20 protein-coding genes are annotated in these 17,410 nt (G+C 69.1%); 17 read left to right on the top strand and 3 right to left on the bottom strand.

The genetic code is table 11. The features are described 5' to 3' along the window. Positions 1-40: 40 nt before the first annotated feature. From glyA to ACIBF7_RS25905, 13 genes are all read left to right on the top strand, one after another. Positions 41-1,303 (top strand): serine hydroxymethyltransferase, encoded by a 1,263-nt coding sequence (gene glyA / locus ACIBF7_RS25965; protein ID WP_397198356.1) that lies wholly within the window; start codon positions 41-43, stop codon positions 1,301-1,303. 60 nt (positions 1,304-1,363) lie between these two features. Next, positions 1,364-2,650, top strand: coding sequence for a glycosyltransferase family 4 protein (locus ACIBF7_RS25960; protein ID WP_219551051.1), 1,287 nt, complete (start codon positions 1,364-1,366; stop codon positions 2,648-2,650). 129 nt (positions 2,651-2,779) lie between these two features. Further along, a complete protein-coding gene (locus tag ACIBF7_RS25955) occupies positions 2,780-3,199 on the top strand; it encodes a hypothetical protein (RefSeq protein WP_148033917.1) in 420 nt (139 codons plus the stop codon). Between the two features lie 67 nt (positions 3,200-3,266). Continuing rightward, positions 3,267-3,482, top strand: a complete 216-nt coding sequence (locus ACIBF7_RS25950; RefSeq protein ID WP_187281350.1) for an AtpZ/AtpI family protein — start codon at positions 3,267-3,269, stop codon at positions 3,480-3,482. Between the two features lie 67 nt (positions 3,483-3,549). Beyond that, complete coding sequence (atpB, locus tag ACIBF7_RS25945) at positions 3,550-4,347, top strand: F0F1 ATP synthase subunit A (protein ID WP_271280216.1); 798 nt, start codon at positions 3,550-3,552, stop codon at positions 4,345-4,347. A gap of 70 nt (positions 4,348-4,417) precedes the next feature. Next, positions 4,418-4,648, top strand: a complete 231-nt coding sequence (gene atpE / locus ACIBF7_RS25940) for an ATP synthase F0 subunit C (RefSeq protein ID WP_148033915.1) — start codon at positions 4,418-4,420, stop codon at positions 4,646-4,648. 35 nt (positions 4,649-4,683) lie between these two features. Then, the gene (locus ACIBF7_RS25935) at positions 4,684-5,241 is read left to right on the top strand and encodes a F0F1 ATP synthase subunit B (RefSeq protein WP_148033914.1); all 558 of its coding nucleotides are present in this window, start codon (positions 4,684-4,686) and stop codon (positions 5,239-5,241) included. Further along, on the top strand, positions 5,241-6,050 hold the full coding sequence (locus tag ACIBF7_RS25930; RefSeq protein ID WP_271280215.1) for a F0F1 ATP synthase subunit delta: 810 nt from the start codon (positions 5,241-5,243) through the stop codon (positions 6,048-6,050). Before ACIBF7_RS25935 ends, ACIBF7_RS25930 begins: the two co-directional genes overlap by 1 nt. Positions 6,051-6,073: 23 nt before the next feature. Further along, entirely contained in the window at positions 6,074-7,723 is a 1,650-nt protein-coding gene (atpA, locus tag ACIBF7_RS25925; RefSeq protein WP_271280214.1) for a F0F1 ATP synthase subunit alpha, read from the top strand. A 3-nt stretch (positions 7,724-7,726) separates the two neighbouring features. Beyond that, positions 7,727-8,629, top strand: a complete 903-nt coding sequence (locus ACIBF7_RS25920) for a F0F1 ATP synthase subunit gamma (RefSeq protein WP_148033911.1) — start codon at positions 7,727-7,729, stop codon at positions 8,627-8,629. Position 8,630: 1 nt separating this feature from the next. Next, the gene (gene atpD, locus ACIBF7_RS25915) at positions 8,631-10,079 is read left to right on the top strand and encodes a F0F1 ATP synthase subunit beta (RefSeq protein WP_271279427.1); all 1,449 of its coding nucleotides are present in this window, start codon (positions 8,631-8,633) and stop codon (positions 10,077-10,079) included. Between the two features lie 69 nt (positions 10,080-10,148). Further along, on the top strand, positions 10,149-10,550 hold the full coding sequence (locus ACIBF7_RS25910) for a F0F1 ATP synthase subunit epsilon (RefSeq protein ID WP_148033909.1): 402 nt from the start codon (positions 10,149-10,151) through the stop codon (positions 10,548-10,550). 25 nt (positions 10,551-10,575) lie between these two features. Next, complete coding sequence (locus tag ACIBF7_RS25905) at positions 10,576-10,953, top strand: DUF2550 domain-containing protein (protein ID WP_148033908.1); 378 nt, start codon at positions 10,576-10,578, stop codon at positions 10,951-10,953. Positions 10,954-10,957: 4 nt separating this feature from the next. On the opposite strand, the gene ACIBF7_RS25900 is transcribed toward ACIBF7_RS25905, so the two are convergent. Continuing rightward, the gene (locus ACIBF7_RS25900; protein ID WP_271279426.1) at positions 10,958-11,548 is read right to left on the bottom strand and encodes a cob(I)yrinic acid a,c-diamide adenosyltransferase; all 591 of its coding nucleotides are present in this window, start codon (positions 11,546-11,548) and stop codon (positions 10,958-10,960) included. Between the two features lie 126 nt (positions 11,549-11,674). Here ACIBF7_RS25900 and ACIBF7_RS25895 point away from each other — a divergent pair, with 126 nt between their 5' ends. The 4 genes from ACIBF7_RS25895 to ACIBF7_RS25880 are packed head-to-tail and all read left to right on the top strand — an operon-like array spanning position 11,675 to position 15,197. Beyond that, positions 11,675-12,571 (top strand): ABC transporter ATP-binding protein, encoded by an 897-nt coding sequence (locus tag ACIBF7_RS25895; protein ID WP_397198355.1) that lies wholly within the window; start codon positions 11,675-11,677, stop codon positions 12,569-12,571. Between the two features lie 5 nt (positions 12,572-12,576). Further along, positions 12,577-13,677: an ABC transporter permease gene (locus tag ACIBF7_RS25890; RefSeq protein WP_397198584.1), complete on the top strand. Its 1,101-nt coding sequence runs from the start codon at positions 12,577-12,579 to the stop codon at positions 13,675-13,677. Continuing rightward, positions 13,677-14,849, top strand: a complete 1,173-nt coding sequence (locus ACIBF7_RS25885) for a sensor histidine kinase (RefSeq protein WP_364226354.1) — start codon at positions 13,677-13,679, stop codon at positions 14,847-14,849. Before ACIBF7_RS25890 ends, ACIBF7_RS25885 begins: the two co-directional genes overlap by 1 nt. A gap of 30 nt (positions 14,850-14,879) precedes the next feature. Then, entirely contained in the window at positions 14,880-15,197 is a 318-nt protein-coding gene (locus ACIBF7_RS25880) for an STAS domain-containing protein (protein ID WP_148033903.1), read from the top strand. A gap of 52 nt (positions 15,198-15,249) precedes the next feature. Here ACIBF7_RS25880 and ACIBF7_RS25875 read toward each other — a convergent pair whose 3' ends face one another. Both ACIBF7_RS25875 and ACIBF7_RS25870 read right to left on the bottom strand, forming a co-directional pair. Continuing rightward, positions 15,250-15,789: a TetR/AcrR family transcriptional regulator gene (locus ACIBF7_RS25875; protein WP_364226358.1), complete on the bottom strand. Its 540-nt coding sequence runs from the start codon at positions 15,787-15,789 to the stop codon at positions 15,250-15,252. Positions 15,790-15,932: 143 nt separating this feature from the next. Continuing rightward, positions 15,933-17,405: an aldehyde dehydrogenase family protein gene (locus ACIBF7_RS25870; RefSeq protein WP_364226361.1), complete on the bottom strand. Its 1,473-nt coding sequence runs from the start codon at positions 17,403-17,405 to the stop codon at positions 15,933-15,935. Positions 17,406-17,410: the final 5 nt, after the last annotated feature.

The raw sequence follows: 17,410 nt of genomic DNA, 5'->3' as shown, positions 1-17,410 counted from the left end.
CAAACTAGGGCAAAGGGGTACGCCGCCGTACAGTGGGGTCATGGGCGCAGGACCCTTCTACGGTCCGGGCTTCGGGCTCCTGGAGGAGCGGGACCCGGAGGTGGCCGCGCTGCTGCTCGACGAGGTCGAGCGGGTGCGCGGCGGCCTCCAGCTCATCGCCAGCGAGAACTTCGCCTCACCCGCCGTGCTGGCCGCCCTCGGCTCCACGCTGAGCAACAAGTACGCGGAGGGCTACCCGGGCGGCCGCTACTACGGCGGGTGCGAGGTCGTCGACCGGGCCGAGCGGCTGGCCGTCAAGCGGGCGCGCGAGCTGTTCGGCGCCGAGCACGCCAACGTGCAGCCGCATTCCGGCGCGTCCGCCAACCTGGCCGCCTACGCGGCGCTGCTGCAGCCGGGTGACCGGATGCTGGCCATGGCGCTGCCGCACGGCGGTCATCTCACGCACGGGTCGCGGGCCAACTTCTCCGGACGGTGGTTCGACGTGGCCTCGTACGGGGTGCGGCGCGACACGGAGCTGATCGACTACGACGAGGTCAGGGACCTGGCGCTGCGGCACCAGCCCAAGCTGATTGTGTGCGGGGCGACCGCCTATCCGCGGCTGATCGACTTCGGGGTGTTCCGGGGGATCGCCGACGAGGTGGGGGCGTGGCTGATGGCGGACGTGGCGCACCCGATGGGGCTGATCGCGGCCCGCGCCATCCCGTCCCCGGTCCCGGAGGCGGACGTCGTCACCTTCACCACCCACAAGACGCTGCGCGGACCGCGCGGCGGCGGCATCCTGTGCACCGCCGAGCTGGCCGCGCGGATCGACCGGGCGGTGTTCCCGTTCACGCAGGGCGGGCCGATGATGCACGCGGTGGCGGCCAAGGCGGTGGCGTTCGGGGAGGCGCTGCGGCCGGAGTTCGCCGGCTACGCCCGGCAGGTGATCGCCAACGCGCGGGCGCTGAGCGAGGCGCTGGCGGAGGCGGGCATGCGGCCTGTCACCGGCGGCACGGACACCCACCTGGCGCTGATCGACGTGCGCGGGCTGGGCGTCACCGGTGCCGAGGCCGAGCTCAGGTGCGCCGCGGCCGGCATCACGCTCAACCGCAACGCGATACCGTACGACCCCGAACCGCCGCGCGTGACCTCGGGCGTCCGGGTCGGCACGCCGTGCGTCACCACCCAGGGCCTGGAGCCCCGGGATCTGCGGGAGGTCGGGGCGCTGGTGGCCCGCGCGGTGCGCGACCAGGAGTCGGCCGCGGACGTCAGGGACAGGGTGACGGCGCTGCTGGGCATACATCAGCCTTATATGGACCAATAATAAGCTGGTCTGTGTCGTTTTCCGGTCACAGCCGGCCGGAGCATCCGGGAAACTAGGTCCGTGCGCGAATACCTGTTCATGGCGCTCATCGCGGCAGCGGTGACCTATCTGCTGGTCCCTCTGGTGCGCCGCTTCGCCATCCGCATCGGCGCGGCCCCCGAGATCCGTGATCGTGACGTGCACACCACGCCCACGCCCCGGCTGGGCGGCCTGGCGATGTACGGGGGTCTGGTCGTCGGGCTGCTGGTGGCCGCCCAGCTGACCAACACCGGCAAGGCGCTGGCCGGCACCGCCGCCGAGCCGGTCGTGGCCCTGATCCTGGCGGGCGGCCTGATCACGGTGACCGGCTTCCTGGACGACTGGTGGGGGATGGACCCCTTCATCAAGCTGGCCGGGCAGATCGCCGCCGCCGGGGTGCTGGTCCACTTCGAGCTGAGACTGACCTACATCCCGCTGCCGAAGGACTGGGGCGGCTCCACCAGCCTCGACTACACGCTGAGCGCGATCATCACGATCCTCGTGGTGGTGGTGGCGATCAACGCGGTCAACTTCGTCGACGGGCTCGACGGGCTCGCGGCCGGCATCGTGTGCATCGCCGCCATGGCGACCTGGGCCTACTCCATCTACCTCGGGCAGAACATCAGCGGTGACCGCATCACCACCACCGCCGCCATCTCCGCCGTGCTCATCGGGGCCTGCATCGGCTTCCTGCCGCACAACTTCCACCCGGCCAAGATCTTCATGGGCGACACCGGCGCGATGCTGATCGGGCTGGTGCTGGCCTCGTCGCTCGTCACCGTGATGCCGGTGGACCCGTCGGTCATCGAGGGCATCAACCGGTTCGGCGTGCTGCTGCCCCTGCTGGTGCCGGCCGCGGTCCTGGTGCTCCCGCTCATCGATCTGATAACGGCCGTGGTGCGCCGCACCTCCTACGGGATGTCGCCGTTCGCGCCCGACCGCGGCCACCTGCACCACCGGCTGATGGACATCGGCCACTCCCACCGGCAGTCCGTGATGATCATGTACGCGTGGACGTTCCTGTTCGCGTTCGGCATCTTCGCGATGTCCGTGGTCACGGTGCCGGTGCTGGCGTTCCCGGTGGTCATCCTGCTGGCCCTGGGCGTGCTGGTGCTGATGGCGCTGCCGCGCTGGCGGGGCCGGGGCGGCGCGCACACCTCGCGGGGCAAGCCGTCGAGCGACGACGACGACGGCCCGCCCACCGGCCCGATGCCGCCGGTCCGGCCCGACGCCGAGTTCCGGCGGCCGGTGCCGCCGCCCGGCCCGCCGCGGGAGCGGCCGAGCACCGATCCGAACTCGGTCATTCCCATCTATCCGGGCCGATCGTGATCGCGAACTAGAAACGGCAGGTAAAAGCAGCCTTCCGTGAGCTTGTGATATCTTTCACGAGCAGGGCCTCCAGATTTTCGTGTTCTGGAGGTAGCAAACGCTCGCTTGATAACTCGCGATGGAGCACCGATGCAGGCCAACGACGTGCGCGTACTGAAAAGCGCCGCGCTTCCCACCCTCGGGGTCGGAGTCGTCGCGCTGGCCGCGGCCACCATCCTGGCCGGTGGCAAAGGAGCGCTCGGCGCGGCCATCGGCGTGCTCCTGGTGATGGTCTTCTTCAGCGTCAGCGTGGTGGCCGTGTCGTACGCGGCCCGCGTCTCGCCCCAGCTGATGGCCATCGCCGCGATGGGCAGCTACCTCGTGAAGGTCATCGTCATCATGCTGATGCTGGCCACCTTCGGCGACACCACGCTGTGGAACTCGCAGGCTTTCGCCTGGACCGTGGTGGTCGGCACGATCGTGTGGACGGCCTTCGAGGTCCGCGCCTTCCTCAAGACCAAGATGCTGTACGTCGACCCCGACGCCAAGGTCCCCGGGCACGGCGACTGATGAGCCTGGTAAAACACGGGGTCCGATATGACTAGTCCTCTGCCCGCCTGCTATCGTCAGGGCCGCGATGAGCGAACAGGAACGCCGACCGGAGACAGACGGTCGCGACTTCGCCGACGCCATGTGGTCAGTCCCCAGCTATCTTCTCGCCGGGATGGCGGTCTACGGCGGCATCGGCTGGTTGCTGGACCGTTGGCTCGACCTGTCCGCGTTCTTCCCCATAGGCATCGTCCTGGGGCTGGTGCTGGCCGGCTACGCGGTCTACCGACGGCACGGTCGCTAGCCCCACGCCGCGACCGCTTCGCCGAGGAAATTCCTGTGATCCACTACGACGTTGAAGGGAACGCCGCGTGAGTGCGCTGACGGTCCTAGCGGCACCACCGGGTGAGTTCGGTGCGCCGACGCCTGGCGAGCTGTTCGACCTGCCCCCCATCATTCCCGGGGTCGCCTGGTTCACCAAGCCGGTCCTGCTCGCCATTCTCAGCTCGATCATCGTGATCGGCGTGTGCTGGGCGGCCTTCGCCAAGCCGAAACTCGTCCCCCGGGGCATCCAGAACGTCACCGAATATGGCTACATGTTCGTTCGTGACCAGGTCGCCCGGCCCTTCCTGGGCAAGGACACCGACCGGTGGATGGGCCTGCTCGTCAGCGTCTTCTTCCTGGTGCTGGTCTGGAATCTCATGGGCGTCATCCCCTTCCTCCAGTTCCCGGTCGCCTCGCACATCGCCTTCCCGTTCGTGCTGGCGCTCTCGATCTACGTCCTGAAGATCTACCTGGGCGTCAAGCACCAGGGTGGCATCGGCTACTTCAAGAACATGATGTTCCCGCCGGGGCTGCCGAAGCCGATCTATCTACTGCTGGCCCCGATCGAGTTCCTCTCGAACATGATCATCGCGCCGTTCACGCACGCCGTGCGACTGTTCGCGAACATGTTCGCGGGCCACATGCTGCTCGCCTTCTTCAGCATGGTGGGTTTCTGGTTCCTCTTCGAGAAGCTGACCCTGCCGGGCTCCACCATCGGTGTCCTCGGCGTGGTGATGACCATCATCCTCACCGGCTTCGAGATGTTCATCCAGTTCCTGCAGGCATTCCTCTTCGCGATGCTGGCCGCGATGTACATCGGTGGCTCGCTGCACGCGGAGCACTGAACCCCATACCGGAATATCCATGACCGGTGAGACTCCACTTCACCGGCCGTCCAGTAAAGGAATAAGAGCAATGGGTCTTCTCGCTGAGGTCTCCGGCAACGTCACCGCCATCGGTTACGGTCTCGCCGCCATCGGCCCCGGCATCGGCGTCGGCATCATCTTCGGTCAGGGCGTGCAGGCCATCGCCCGCCAGCCCGAGGCCTACGGCCTGATCCGCCAGAACATGCTCCTCGGCTTCGTCCTCACCGAGGCCCTCGCCCTGATCGGTCTGGTCGCGCCGTTCATCTTCCAGGCTCTCTGACGGCCAGAAGCATCCCCTGACGAAAGGCTGCACCCATGAACATGGCAGCTACGCTCCTCACAGTGGCGGCGGAGGAGGGTGCCAACCCCCTCATGCCGCACACTTACGAGCTCGTCGTCGGCATCTTCTCGTTCTTCGTCGTCGTTCTCGTCGTCGGCAAGATGCTCGTCCCGCGCATCCAGAAGACGCTGGCCGAGCGCACCGACGCCATCGAGGGCGGCATCAAGAGGGCGGAGGAGGCCCAGGCTCAGGCCCAGGCCCTGCAGCAGCAGTACGCCGAGCGGCTCGAAGAGGCGCGGCGCGAGGCGGCCAGGCTCCGCGAGGAAGCTCGCGAGCAGGCCGCGCTGATCAAGGCGGAGCTCCGCGAGGAGGCGCAGGCCGAGGCCCGTCGCCTCGTCGAGGCCGCACACGCCCAGATCGAGGCCGACCGCCAGGCGGCGTTCGCCCAGCTCCGCACCGAGATCGGCCGTCTGTCGACCGACCTGGCCGGCCGCATCGTCGGCGAGTCGCTGACGGACGAGGCCCGGCAGAGCCGCATCGTCGACCGGTTCCTCGACGAGCTGGAGAGCTCCAACGCGCAGGCGGTGCGCTAATGCGCGGCATGAGCAGAACCTCGCTGGCAGAGGTCGAGGAGCGCTTCAACGCGGTCGCGGGCAGCGCTGACCTCGGCACGCTCTCCGACGAGCTGTTCGCGGTCGCGGATCTGCTCGACCGCGAGCACGGCCTGCGCCGGGCGCTGTCCGACCCGGCGAGGCCCGCCGAGCAGAAGGCGCAGAGCGTGCGCGTGCTGCTGGAGGGCAAGGTCAGCGAGTCGGCGGTCGCCACCACCGAGGCCGCGGTCTCGGCCCGGTGGTCGCGCGTCGGCGACCTGGCCGACGTGATCGAGCGGCTCGGCGTGGTCGCGGCCGCCGCCGAGGCGGAGAGCCAGCGGCGGCTCGACGACGTGGAGGACGAGCTCTTCCGCTTCGGCCGCATCGTCGCCGCCAACCCGTCGCTGCGCCGCGCGCTCAGCGACGCCGGCGCCCCGGCGGAGGGCAAGCGCGAGCTGCTGCGGTCCTTGCTCGAAGGCAAGGTCGCGCCCAGCACGATGCGGCTCATCACGCAGGTTGTGGTACATCCACGAGGACGTAGCCTGGAGACAGGGCTGGAGGAGTTCGGCCGGCTGGTGGCTCAGCAGAGCCGGCGCCTGGTCGCCGTGGTCCGCAGCGCGGTCGAGCTGACCGAGGAGCAGAGGCAGCGTCTCATCACGTGGCTGCGCTCCTCCTACGGCCGTGACGTGCACCTGAACGTCGAGGTGGACAAGCGAGTGCTCGGTGGGTTCTCGGTCCGCATCGGCGACGAGATCATCGACACCACCATTGTGGGACGAATCGAAGAAGTCCGCCGCCGGTTGGCCGGCTAGGCGAATAGGGAGACAGAGTAGAGATGGCGGAGCTTACGATCCGGCCGGACGAGATCCGGGACGCGCTTGAGCGCTTCGTCCAGGCGTACGAACCGGAAGGCGCCGCGCGCGAGGAGATCGGGACCGTCGTCGACGCCGGCGACGGTATCGCCCATGTCTCCGGCCTTCCCTCGGCGATGGCGAACGAGCTGCTCGAGTTCGAGAACGGTACGCGCGGCCTGGCACTTAACCTCGACCCGCGCGAGATCGGTGTCGTTATCCTCGGCGAGTTCGCCGGCATCGAGGAGGGCCAGACGGTCCGCAGGACGGGCGAGGTCCTGTCCGTGCCCGTCGGCGACAACTTCCTCGGCCGCGTCGTCGACCCCCTGGGCAAGCCGCTCGACGGCAAGGGCGCGATCGAGCACGAGGAGCTGCGCGCCCTGGAGCTGCAGGCCCCGTCGGTCGTCCAGCGGCAGCCCGTGAAGGAGCCGCTGCAGACCGGCATCAAGGCGATCGACGCGATGACCCCGATCGGCCGCGGCCAGCGTCAGCTGATCATCGGCGACCGCGGCACCGGCAAGACCGCGATCGCCGTCGACACGATCCTCAACCAGCGCGAGGGCTGGCTGTCGGGCGACCCGGAGCGCCAGGTGCGCTGCGTCTACGTCGCCGTCGGTCAGAAGGGCTCGACGATCGCGCAGGTGCGTTCCCGCCTTGAGGAGGCGGGCGCGATGGACTACACGACCATCGTCGCCGCCCCGGCCTCCGACCCCGCGGGTTACAAGTACATCGCCCCCTACGCCGGTTCGGCCATCGGCCAGCACTGGATGTACCAGGGCAAGCACGTCCTCATCATCTTCGACGACCTCACCAAGCAGGCCGACGCCTACCGCGCGGTCTCGCTGCTGCTGCGCCGCCCGCCGGGCCGCGAGGCGTTCCCCGGTGACGTCTTCTACCTCCACTCCCGCCTGCTGGAGCGCTGCGCGAAGCTCTCCAACGACATGGGCGCGGGCTCGATGACCGGTCTGCCGATCATCGAGACCAAGGGCAACGACGTGTCGGCGTTCATCCCGACCAACGTCATCTCCATCACCGACGGCCAGTGCTTCCTGGAGACCGACCTGTTCAACGCGGGCGTCCGTCCCGCGATCAACGTCGGTATCTCCGTCTCCCGAGTCGGCGGTTCGGCCCAGGTCAAGGCCATGCGCAAGGTGGCCGGCACGCTCAAGCTCTCCCTGTCGCAGTACCGCGACCTGGAGGCCTTCGCGGCCTTCGCCTCCGACCTCGACGCCGCCTCTCGGGCCCAGCTCGACCGCGGTCAGCGTCTGGTCGAGCTGCTCAAGCAGCCGCAGTACTCACCGTTCCCGGTCGAGCGTCAGGTGGTGTCGGTGTGGGCCGGCACGACCGGTGAGCTCGACGAGGTGCCGGTCGAGGACGTCCGCCGCTTCGAGTCGGAGTTCCTCGACTACCTGGCCTCCTCGCACAAGGGCATCTTCGACGGCATCCGTGAGACCAAGGAGCTGCCGGACGACGCGGCGACCGCTCTCAAGGACGCCATCTCGGAGTTCAAGAAGGGCTTCACCACCTCTTCGGGCGAGCTGCTGGTGAAGGACGAGCCGGTGGCGCCGCTCGAGGCGGACGAGGTCGGCCAGGAGAAGATCAAGAAGGTCGTCCGTCCGGCGACGGGGAAGTAGCACATGGGTGCCCAGCTAAGGCTGCTGCGGCGGCGGATCAACTCGGTCAAGTCGACCGCGAAGATCACGCGCGCCCAGGAGCTCATCGCCTCCTCACGGATCGTGCGGGCGCAGCAACGGATGCAGGCGGCGCTGCCGTACGAGCGCGAGATCACTCGCGCCGTCACCGGCGTCGTCAGCAACGCGGCCAGCGTCGACCATCCGCTGACCGTGGCGAAGGAGAACCCCGCCAAGGCGGGCGTCCTCATCGTCACCAGCGACAGCGGCTTCTGCGGCGGCTTCAACGCCAACGTGCTGCGTGAGGCCGAAGCGCTGCGCGGGCTCATCGAGGGCCGCGGGATGCAGTACATCCCGTTCGTCAGCGGGACCAAGGGAGTCACCTGGCACACCTTCCGCCAGCGCGAGATGGGCGGTCAGTGGACCGGTTTCTCCAGGAACCCGTCGTACGCCGACGCCAAGGAGATCGCGACCACGCTGATCGACTCGTTCAAGGACGACAACGGGATCGACGAGATCCACATCGTCTCGACGCAGTTCGTCTCGATGCTCACGCAGAACGTCGTGGTCCGGCGGATCCTGCCGCTCGAGGTCGAGGTGACCGAGGCGACGGAAGCCACCGTGATCCCGCCGTACTTCGAGTTCGAGCCGACCGCCGGCGACGTGCTGGAGTCGCTGCTGCCGCGCTACGTGGAGTCCCGCATCTTCACCGCGCTGCTGCAGTCGGCGGCCTCCGAGGAGGCCGCGAGGCGGCGCGCGATGAAGTCCGCGACCGACAACGCCAACGAGCTGATGCGGATTCTCACCCAGCAGATGAACCAGGCTCGCCAGGCCGAGATCACCCAGGAAATCAGCGAGATCGTCGGTGGCGCCAACGCGCTCGCTGACGCCGCAGCGGGGAAAGAGTGAAATGACTGCAGAGGCTGTTGAAACTGTAGAAACCCCCGCGGCCGGCACTGGCCGCGTGGCACGTGTCACCGGCGCCGTCGTCGACGTGGAGTTCTCCGTCGAGACGATGCCGGAGATCTATAACGCGCTCAAGGTCGACGTGACCCTCGGCGGCGAGACCAGGACCCTGACCCTCGAGGTGGCCCAGCACCTGGGCGACAACCTCGTCCGGGCCATCTCCATGCAGCCGACCGACGGCCTGGTCCGTGGCCAGGCGGTGACCGACACCGGCGGCCCGATCTCGGTGCCCGTCGGCGACGTCGTCAAGGGCCACGTGTGGAACGCGCTGGGCGAGACGCTCGACGTGCCGACCTCGTCGCTCAAGATCGAGGAGCGGTGGGGCATCCACCGGCCGTCGCCGCCCTTCGACCAGCTCGAGTCCCGCACCGAGCTGCTGGTCACCGGCATCAAGGTCATCGACCTGCTCACCCCGTACGTGCAGGGTGGGAAGATCGGTCTGTTCGGCGGCGCGGGCGTCGGCAAGACCGTTCTGATCCAGGAGATGATCCGCCGCGTCGCCCGTAACTTCGGCGGCACCTCGTGCTTCGCCGGGGTCGGCGAGCGCACCCGTGAGGGCAACGACCTCTGGCTGGAGATGGAGGAGGCGGACGTCCTCAAGGACACCGCGCTCGTCTTCGGCCAGATGGACGAGCCGCCGGGCACCCGGCTGCGGGTGGCGCTGTCCGCGCTGACCATGGCGGAGTACTTCCGCGATGTGCAGAAGCAGGACGTGCTGCTGTTCATCGACAACATCTTCCGCTTCACGCAGGCCGGTTCCGAGGTCTCCACGCTGCTCGGCCGCATGCCGTCCGCGGTGGGTTACCAGCCGACGCTGGCCGACGAGATGGGTGTGCTCCAGGAGCGCATCACCTCGACGCGTGGTCACTCGATCACCTCCATGCAGGCGATCTACGTGCCCGCGGACGACATCACCGACCCGGCTCCGCACAACGCGTTCGCGCACCTCGACGCGCAGACCGTGCTCTCGCGGCCGATCTCGGAGAAGGGCATCTACCCGGCGGTGGACCCGCTCGACTCCTCCTCCCGGATCCTCGACCCGCAGATCGTGGGCGAGGAGCACTACCGGGTGGCCCAGGAGACCAAGCGGATCCTGCAGAAGTACCGCGAGCTCCAGGACATCATCGCCATCCTCGGCATCGACGAGCTCTCCGAGGAGGACAAGGTCACCGTCCAGCGGGCCCGCCGCATCGAGCGCTTCCTGTCGCACCCGATGTACGCGGCCGAGGCCTTCACCGGCCAGCCGGGCGAGACCGTGCCGCTGGACGAGACCATCGCCTCGTTCAAGGGGCTGTGCGCGGGCGAGTACGACCACCTGCCCGAGCAGGCGTTCTTCATGGTCGGTGGCATCGACCAGGCCGTGGCCAAGGCCAAGGAACTCGAGAGCCGCTAAACCGCCCTCTTATGGTGGTGGCGCGGCGGCCGGCCGTGCCACCACCTGATCGGAAAGGAACCTACACCAGTGGCTAAGCTACGCGTAGGGGTTGTCTCACCCGAGCGTGAGATCTGGTCGGGCGAGGCCGACATGGTGATTGCCAAGACCGTGGACGGCGAGATCGGTATCATGCCGCAACACGCACCCGTGCTCGGCGTCCTCGTCGAGGGCGGCGTGCTGCGCGTGAAGCGGGAGGGTGAGTCCGACCTGGTCGCCGCGGTTCACGGGGGCTTCATCTCCGTGGCCGACGACGAGGTCTCGGTGCTCGCGGAGGCGGCCGAGCTCGGTTCCGAGGTCGACGTCGCCGCGGCCCGTGACGCTCTCGACCGCGCGCAGGCCTCTGTCGAGGCCAACCAGGAAGACGCCGACGCGGCGCTCGAGGCCAAGCGGGCTCGGGCACGGCTGCGCGCGGCGGGCGAAGAGGTCTGACTTACACGAGCCTTTGGGGGGCGGCATGGTGGCAACGTTGGTGATCTGCGCGCTGCTGGCCGCCGCCCTGGTGGGCGCGCGGGTGTTCATGGTGGCCCGCCGCGGCAACGTACCGTGCCGCCTGAAGGCGGGCGACGGGGGGTGGCGTGCCGGAGTGGCACGCTATGCCGACGGAGAACTCCACTGGATCCCGCTCCTGGGTGTGCGACTGAGGCCGCGCCACGCGATCGCGAGGCGCGGCCTCGTCGTTTCCGGGCGCAGAGAGCTCGACAACGGGCTGTACGCCGTCGACTGCTCCGGCTCTACCCGTGACGTCTCGCTGGCGATGAGCGCCGACGCCCTGACCGGTTTCCTGGCCTGGCTGGAGTCGGCGCCGCCGAGCGCCTATCTGGACGTCGCCTGACCGGCTAGCGGGTGCCGCCGGGCTTCCAGAGGATCTCGTCGCCGTCGTGGGCGATCCTGCACAGGATGAAGAGCAGGTCCGACAGCCGGTTGAGGTAGGTGGCGGTCAGCGGGTTCATGTCCTCGTGCTCGTGCAGCGCCGCCCACGTGGTGCGCTCGGCGCGGCGGACGGTCACGCGCGCCAGGTGGAGCGCGGCGGTGGCGGGGTCGCCGCCCGGCAGGATGAAGCTGCGCAGCGGCTTGAGCCGCTCGTTGAAGAGGTCACACTGCTCCTCCAGCCAGTCGATGTACGACTGCTCGACCCGTAGCGGCGGGAACTCGGGATTCTCGGTGATCGGGCTGGACAGGTCGGCCCCGAGGTCGAACAGCTCGTTCTGGACGCGCCGCAGCACCGGTACGAGGTCGCCGGGCAGGGTGTCGTGCGCCAGGGCCAGCCCGAGATGGGCGTTGGCCTCCTCCACGTCCGCGTAGGCGGCCAGCCGCGGATCGGTCTTCGAAGTCCGGCTCATGTCGCCGAGCGTGGTGGTGCCGTCGTCCCCCGTGCGGGTGTAGATACGGGAGAGGACGACCGGTTTGTCCTTGTCTGCGCGCGTCATGTGCTCAGCGTAATGACAAATGTCATCCGGAACGGACGCGGATCACACCCCAGGCCGCTGATTTCCACGACTACCAGGCGAATGCCGCACGCGCCACGATCTATCCATGACGAAGGAGAGGACCTGATGCTCGAGATAAGCGGGCTGCGCAAGCGCTTCGCCGGAGGCCCCGGGGCGCCCGAGGGAAAGCAGGCCCTGGACGGGATCGGCTTCACCGTCCGGCCGGGTGAGATGTTCGGGTTCGTGGGCGCGAACGGCGCGGGCAAGTCGACGACCATGCGGATCGTCATGGGCGTGCTCAAGGCCGACGCCGGCACCGTGAGCTGGCGCGGCGAGCCCATGACGCACGCCGACCGCCAGCGCTTCGGCTATATGCCGGAGGAGCGCGGCCTCTACCAGAAGATGCGCGCGGGCGAGCAGATCGAGTACTTCGGCCGGCTGCACGGGATGAGCCAGGCCGAGGCGAAGAAGGCCACCGAGGACCTGCTGGAGCGGCTCAGCCTGACGGACCGCAGGAACTCCAGCGTGGAGTCGTTGTCGCTGGGCAACCAGCAGCGCGTCCAGCTCGCGGTGGCGCTCGTGCACGACCCCGAGCTGCTGATCCTGGACGAGCCGTTCTCCGGTCTCGACCCGATCGCGGTCGACGCGCTGGCCACGGTGCTGCAGGAGCGGTGCCGCGGCGGGGTGCCGGTGATCTTCTCCAGCCACCAGCTCGAACTGGTGGAGCGGCTGTGCGACTCCGTGGGCATCGTCTCCGCGGGCCGGATGGTGGCCAGCGGCACGGTCGACGAGCTGCGCGCCGCCGAGGGCGGCATGCTGCGGGTCGTGGTCCGCGACCCGGCTCCCGGGTGGGCGGACGGCCTGCCGGGTCAGGTCAACGTGCAGGGCAACCGGCACGTGCTGGTCACCGAGGACGGCGACGACCAGGACATCCTGCGCCGGGCCATCAAGGCGGGACACGTCGAGCACTTCGGGGTCGAGCAGCCGACCCTCACCGAGATCTTCAAGGAGGCCGTGGCGTGAACGGGATGATGCTGGTCGCGCGGCGGGAGATCACGACGCAGATACGGACCCGGTCGTTCGTCATCAGCCTGCTGGTCACCGTCGTGGTGGTGGGAGCGCTGGCGTTCGCGCCCAAGCTGTTCGACGGTCCTGACTCGTACACGATCGGCACCGTGAACTCGCAGCAGCTGCCGCTGGAAGCGGCGGCGCCGGACATCGAGTTCGAGTGGCGCAGCTTCCCCGACGAGGCCGCGGCCACGCGGGCCGTGCTCGACGGGGACGTGGACGCGGTGCTGGTCGACGGGGCCAAGGTGTTCACCGACGGGCAGATCGAGACCGAGCTGGGCGTCCTCCTGCAGAGCACGCACCGCGAGGCGAAGCTGGGCGCGGCCGGGGTGCAGATCGCGCCCCTGCAGATGGAGTCCGTCGGCGCGGACACCCGCTACCAGGCGGCCAGGACCGGCATCGCCGTGGTGCTGGTGCTGGTGCTGTTCATGCTCATCCTCGGACAGGTCATGATGGTCGCCATGGGCGTGGTGGAGGAGAAGGGCAGCCGGATCGTGGAGATCCTGCTCAGCTCGGTGCGCCCGTGGCAGCTCCTCGGCGGCAAGGTCATCGGTCTGGGCGTGCTCGGGCTGATCAACCTCGGCGCGATCCTGGTGGCCGGCATCGGCGCCTCGTTCGCCTCCGGGTTCGCCGCCGACTTCCCGCCGGGCATGACGGGCATCGTGGCCGGGGTCCTCGTCTGGTTCGTGCTCGGCTACGCGTTCTTCGCCACGCTGGGCGCCGCGCTGGCCTCTCTGGTGTCGCGCCAGGAGGAGGTCGGCAACGTGATGTCGCCGATGACCATGCTCATCATGGCGGCCTACTTCGTGGCCTTCTACGCGACCACCGACCCCACCGGCACCCTCGCCACGATCGTCTCGTTCGTCCCGCCGTTCTCCTCGATGGTGATGCCGGTGCGGATGGCGGCCACCGAGGTGCCCCTCTGGGAGGTCGCCGCGTCCGCCGGGCTCATGGTGCTGGCGGTGCTGGCCATCCTGGCCTTCGGGGCCAAGGTGTACGAGCGCGCCGTCCTGCGTACCGGGGCCAGGGTGAAACTCGGCGAAGTGCTGCGCGCGAAGTAATGAACGAGATCGACCGGGCGCGACGCAAGACCTGGTGGATGCTGGCGACTCTGGTGGGCTTCCTGTGGCTGTTCACCGGCACCCGCGTGGTCTTGTCGGCGCTCAACGGGGAGCCGCTTTCCTGGGCCCGCACCGTGCCCGCGATGATCTTGATTGCTGGTTTCACCTGGGTCTACCTGCGTATCTCCGCGGCGCTGACCGAGCGCCGTTACCCCGTCCGTGAGGTGGCGGTGGCCGGGGCGACGGCCGTCGTGACGGCTGCCGTCGGCGGTGCGGACCCGATGTCCTTCGGCTTCGTCCTGATCGCCTGGCTGGCGGTGGCCTCGCTGGAGGTGCCGTCCAGGGTGGCCATCCTGATGGCGGTGGGCACGTTCGTCACGGGCGTGGGACTGGCCTACGTCACCTACCTGAGCGATCCGGGCCATCTGCTGGGCGGCGACTGGAGCGCGGGCCGGAACCTGCTGTACCTGGCCCTCATGTACGGGGTGTTCTGCGCCGCCTTCCCTCCCACGAACCGGGTGTGGATGTGGTTGCTGACGCTGACCATCCAGGCGCACGAGGGCAGGGAGGCGCACACCCGCCTGGCCCTGGCCGAGGAGCGGCTGCGCTTCTCCAGGGACCTGCACGACCTCGTGGGGCACCGGCTGTCCGCGATCGCGGTCAAGGCGGGGCTCGCGGTGCGGCTCTCGGACCAGGACCCGGCGGCGGCCAGGTCGCAGATGGCCGAGGTCAACGAGCTCACCAGGACGGCGCTGCGCGAGCTGCGGCAGGCCGTGCGCGGCTACCGCGAGCTTGACTTGACCGCCGAGCTGAATAGCGTGAAAGACGTGCTCGAAGCGGCGGGCATCGCCTGCCACACCCGGCTGCCCTATCGTGACCTGCCGGGCGAGGTGGCGCCGGTGTTCGCCTACGTGGTGCGCGAGGCGGTGACCAACGTGCTCAAGCACAGCACCGCCACCCGCTGCGACCTCCTCCTGCGGTTCACCGAGGACGAGGCGGAGCTGCGCGTGCACAACGACGGCGCCGGCGCGCTGGACGGTGCGGGGACCGGTAGCGGGCTGCTGGGGCTGGAGGAGCGGGTGGCCGCCGTGGGCGGCGAGCTCACCGCCGGGCCCGACGGCGACGGGGGGTTTCTGCTCACCGCTGTCGTGTCCTTGCCCGTACGTGGGTAGGGGGGCATATATCCCCATGGAGGAGGTGGCATGCGCGTCCGGGGCAATCCCAAGGGTCAGGTGGTGCGGCTCGGCGCCCGGCTCGACGCGGGCACGTCGGCGGGAGTGCGCGAACGCCTGCACGAGGCGGTCGAGTCCGGCGCCGGCGACCTGATCCTCGACCTTTCCGAACTGGAGATGATCGACGCCACCGGCCTCGGCGTGCTCGTGGGCACGCACAGGCTCGCGCTCGACATAGACCGCCGCGTGGTGCTGCGCGCGGTGCCGCCGCGGATCATGCGGATCCTGGCGGTGACCCGGCTGAACCGGGTCCTCCACGTCGAAGCGCACACCGCCGCGGTGGCGTGAATCCGTATTTCGCCGCATTCAAACGTTGAATACGGCGGGCCAAATTGCGGCGTTACGGCGTCAGTGCACGCAGGAAGAGATGCACGGCCACGCCCACGAGTTCGTCGAGCTCCGGCGGCCGGTCGGCCAGCAGCCATTCGATGAGCAGCTCCTGAAGCCCGCCAATTACCCCCAGCGCCACCAGCCGCCGATTCACCCCCGGCGCCTGCGGGAAATCGGCCCAGGCTTCCTCCACGAGCCCGGCGAAGGAGTCGATGGCGCGCTGCCGCGACATCATCAGCACATCGCCGGATCTGCGCACCTCCACATGCATGATCCGGGCCCTGCGCCAGTCGGCGGTGGTGAACTCGATATAGGCCCGAATTCCCGCCCTGATCCGGCCGTCCAGCGTGTCGGGCGCGTCCTGCACGGCCTTCGCCACCACGGCGAGGCTTTCTTCGACGCAGCGCTCGTGCAACGCCTGTAAGAGTTCCTCCCGGCCGCCGAAACATTCATAGAAGGCGCGGTTGGAGATCCGCGCCTCGGAGCACAGCCTTTCGATCGTCGTGGCCGCGAAACCAGGCTTCGCGTATAGCGTGTAGGCGGCTGTCATCAGCCGCTCGCGTCTGTCGGCCAGCCTTTGTTCCGCTGACATCCCCCGGTAAGACCGGTTCACATTCCACCCGTCCAACATGATCGTGGCCCCCGAGCACACAATTATGGATGGATGATCGGATTGTGGAAAGGGCGGGCAGTTTACCTCTTACGTCGTCCGTGCAAGAACGTGACAAGTCTGATCAGCCGCTCAAGCTCGTCAGGCTGCCGGGAGAACGAGGTCAGCCGCATTCCGGGCACCGGGAAGCGCTGCCGCGCGATGGCCTTGGCGCGGGCGAACTCGCGCAGCCCGTCGGCGCCGTGGATACGACCGAAACCGGAGTCGCCCGTACCGCCGAACGGCAGCGAGGCCACGCTCGCGAACGAGATGACCGAGTTGACGGACGCCATCCCGGTGCGCATCGCGCGCGCCAGCGCCATCGCCCTGCGCCGGTTCCCGGAGAACACCGTGCCGGCCAGCCCGTACGCCGTGTCGTTGGCCAGCTCCAGCGCCTCCTGAGCGTCCTTGGTGCGGCGCACCGTGATCGTCGGCCCGAACGTCTCCTCGCGCACCGCCGGTGAGTCCTCGGGCACGTCCTCCACGATCACCGGGTCCACGTACGGCGGCCGCACCGAGTCGGGCCCGCCCGCGACCGTCCTGCCGGACTTGGTGGCGTCGTCGATGTGCCGCTTGATGATGTCGAGCTGCCCCGGCATGGTGATCGGCCCGTAGTGCTCGCCCGCCTTCACCGTGGCGGCCCGCTCCGACAGCGCCCGCATGAACGGCTCGTACACGGCGTCGACCACGTACACCCGCTCCACGCCCACGCACGTCTGGCCGGCGTTCGACAGCGCGCCCCACAGGCACGCGTCCGCCGCCGCCTCGACGTCGGCGTCGGCGTCGACGATGAACGCGTCCTTGCCGCCGCACTCCGCCACCATCGGCGTCAGGTTCTCCGCGCAGGCCGCCATGACCCGCTTGGCCGTCGCCGTCGAACCGGTGAAGGCGATCTTCTTCACCCGGGGGTCCCGCGCCAGGGCCGCGCCCGTCTCGCCCAGCCCCGTCACCGTCTGGAACACCGGCCGCTCCGGCACCGCCTCCGCGAACAGCTCCGCCAGCCGCACCCCCACCCCGGGCGTGAACTCGCTCGGCTTGAACACCACCGCGTTGCCCGCCGCGAGCGCGTACGCGATCGACCCCATCGGGGTGAACACCGGGTAGTTCCACGGCCCGATGACCCCGACCACGCCCAGCGGCAGGTACTCCAGCGTGGCCGACAGGTTGGCGCCGACCATCCCGGGGGAGACCCGGCGCGGCCCCAGCACCTTCCGCGCGTTGCGGGCCGCCCAGTCGATGTGCGTGATCGCCAGCACGATCTCCAGCGTGGCGTCCGCGACCGGCTTGCCCGTCTCCTCGTGCACCAGCGCGGCCAGCTGCCGCAGCTCGCGCGTGACGACCGCCTTGTAGTCGAGCAGTCTGCGCCTGCGGCCCGCGTGTCCCAGCCCCTCCCACCACTCGGCGGCCTCCTGCGCCCGGGCGACGGCCGCGCGCACCGCCTCGGCGTCGTGCTTGGGGTGACTGGCGACGACCGTTCCGGTCGCGGGATTCAGGGAGTCGAATGTGAGCGTCGTCATGACGC

It is taken from the genome of Nonomuraea sp. NPDC050478 (assembly GCF_044458265.1).
Taxonomy (GTDB): Bacteria; Actinomycetota; Actinomycetes; order Streptosporangiales; family Streptosporangiaceae; genus Nonomuraea; species Nonomuraea ferruginea.
The sequence above is the reverse complement of the archived record's forward strand: the minus strand, read 5'-3'. Positions and strand labels throughout refer to the sequence as shown.

Excerpts from the sequence above, each read along its gene's own strand:
- glyA (WP_397198356.1), top strand. The coding sequence starts at position 41 with ATGGGCGCAGGACCCTTCTACGGTCCGGGCTTCGGGCTCCTGGAGGAG.
- ACIBF7_RS25955 (WP_148033917.1), top strand. The coding sequence starts at position 2,780 with ATGCAGGCCAACGACGTGCGCGTACTGAAAAGCGCCGCGCTTCCCACC.
- ACIBF7_RS25950 (WP_187281350.1), top strand. The coding sequence starts at position 3,267 with ATGAGCGAACAGGAACGCCGACCGGAGACAGACGGTCGCGACTTCGCC.
- atpE (WP_148033915.1), top strand. The coding sequence starts at position 4,418 with ATGGGTCTTCTCGCTGAGGTCTCCGGCAACGTCACCGCCATCGGTTAC.
- ACIBF7_RS25935 (WP_148033914.1), top strand. The coding sequence starts at position 4,684 with ATGAACATGGCAGCTACGCTCCTCACAGTGGCGGCGGAGGAGGGTGCC.
- ACIBF7_RS25930 (WP_271280215.1), top strand. The coding sequence starts at position 5,241 with ATGCGCGGCATGAGCAGAACCTCGCTGGCAGAGGTCGAGGAGCGCTTC.
- atpA (WP_271280214.1), top strand. The coding sequence starts at position 6,074 with ATGGCGGAGCTTACGATCCGGCCGGACGAGATCCGGGACGCGCTTGAG.
- ACIBF7_RS25920 (WP_148033911.1), top strand. The coding sequence starts at position 7,727 with ATGGGTGCCCAGCTAAGGCTGCTGCGGCGGCGGATCAACTCGGTCAAG.
- atpD (WP_271279427.1), top strand. The coding sequence starts at position 8,631 with ATGACTGCAGAGGCTGTTGAAACTGTAGAAACCCCCGCGGCCGGCACT.
- ACIBF7_RS25905 (WP_148033908.1), top strand. The coding sequence starts at position 10,576 with ATGGTGGCAACGTTGGTGATCTGCGCGCTGCTGGCCGCCGCCCTGGTG.
- ACIBF7_RS25900 (WP_271279426.1), bottom strand. The coding sequence starts at position 11,548 with ATGACGCGCGCAGACAAGGACAAACCGGTCGTCCTCTCCCGTATCTAC.
- ACIBF7_RS25895 (WP_397198355.1), top strand. The coding sequence starts at position 11,675 with ATGCTCGAGATAAGCGGGCTGCGCAAGCGCTTCGCCGGAGGCCCCGGG.
- ACIBF7_RS25890 (WP_397198584.1), top strand. The coding sequence starts at position 12,577 with ATGATGCTGGTCGCGCGGCGGGAGATCACGACGCAGATACGGACCCGG.
- ACIBF7_RS25885 (WP_364226354.1), top strand. The coding sequence starts at position 13,677 with ATGAACGAGATCGACCGGGCGCGACGCAAGACCTGGTGGATGCTGGCG.
- ACIBF7_RS25880 (WP_148033903.1), top strand. The coding sequence starts at position 14,880 with ATGCGCGTCCGGGGCAATCCCAAGGGTCAGGTGGTGCGGCTCGGCGCC.
- ACIBF7_RS25875 (WP_364226358.1), bottom strand. The coding sequence starts at position 15,789 with ATGACAGCCGCCTACACGCTATACGCGAAGCCTGGTTTCGCGGCCACG.
- ACIBF7_RS25870 (WP_364226361.1), bottom strand. The coding sequence starts at position 17,405 with ATGACGACGCTCACATTCGACTCCCTGAATCCCGCGACCGGAACGGTC.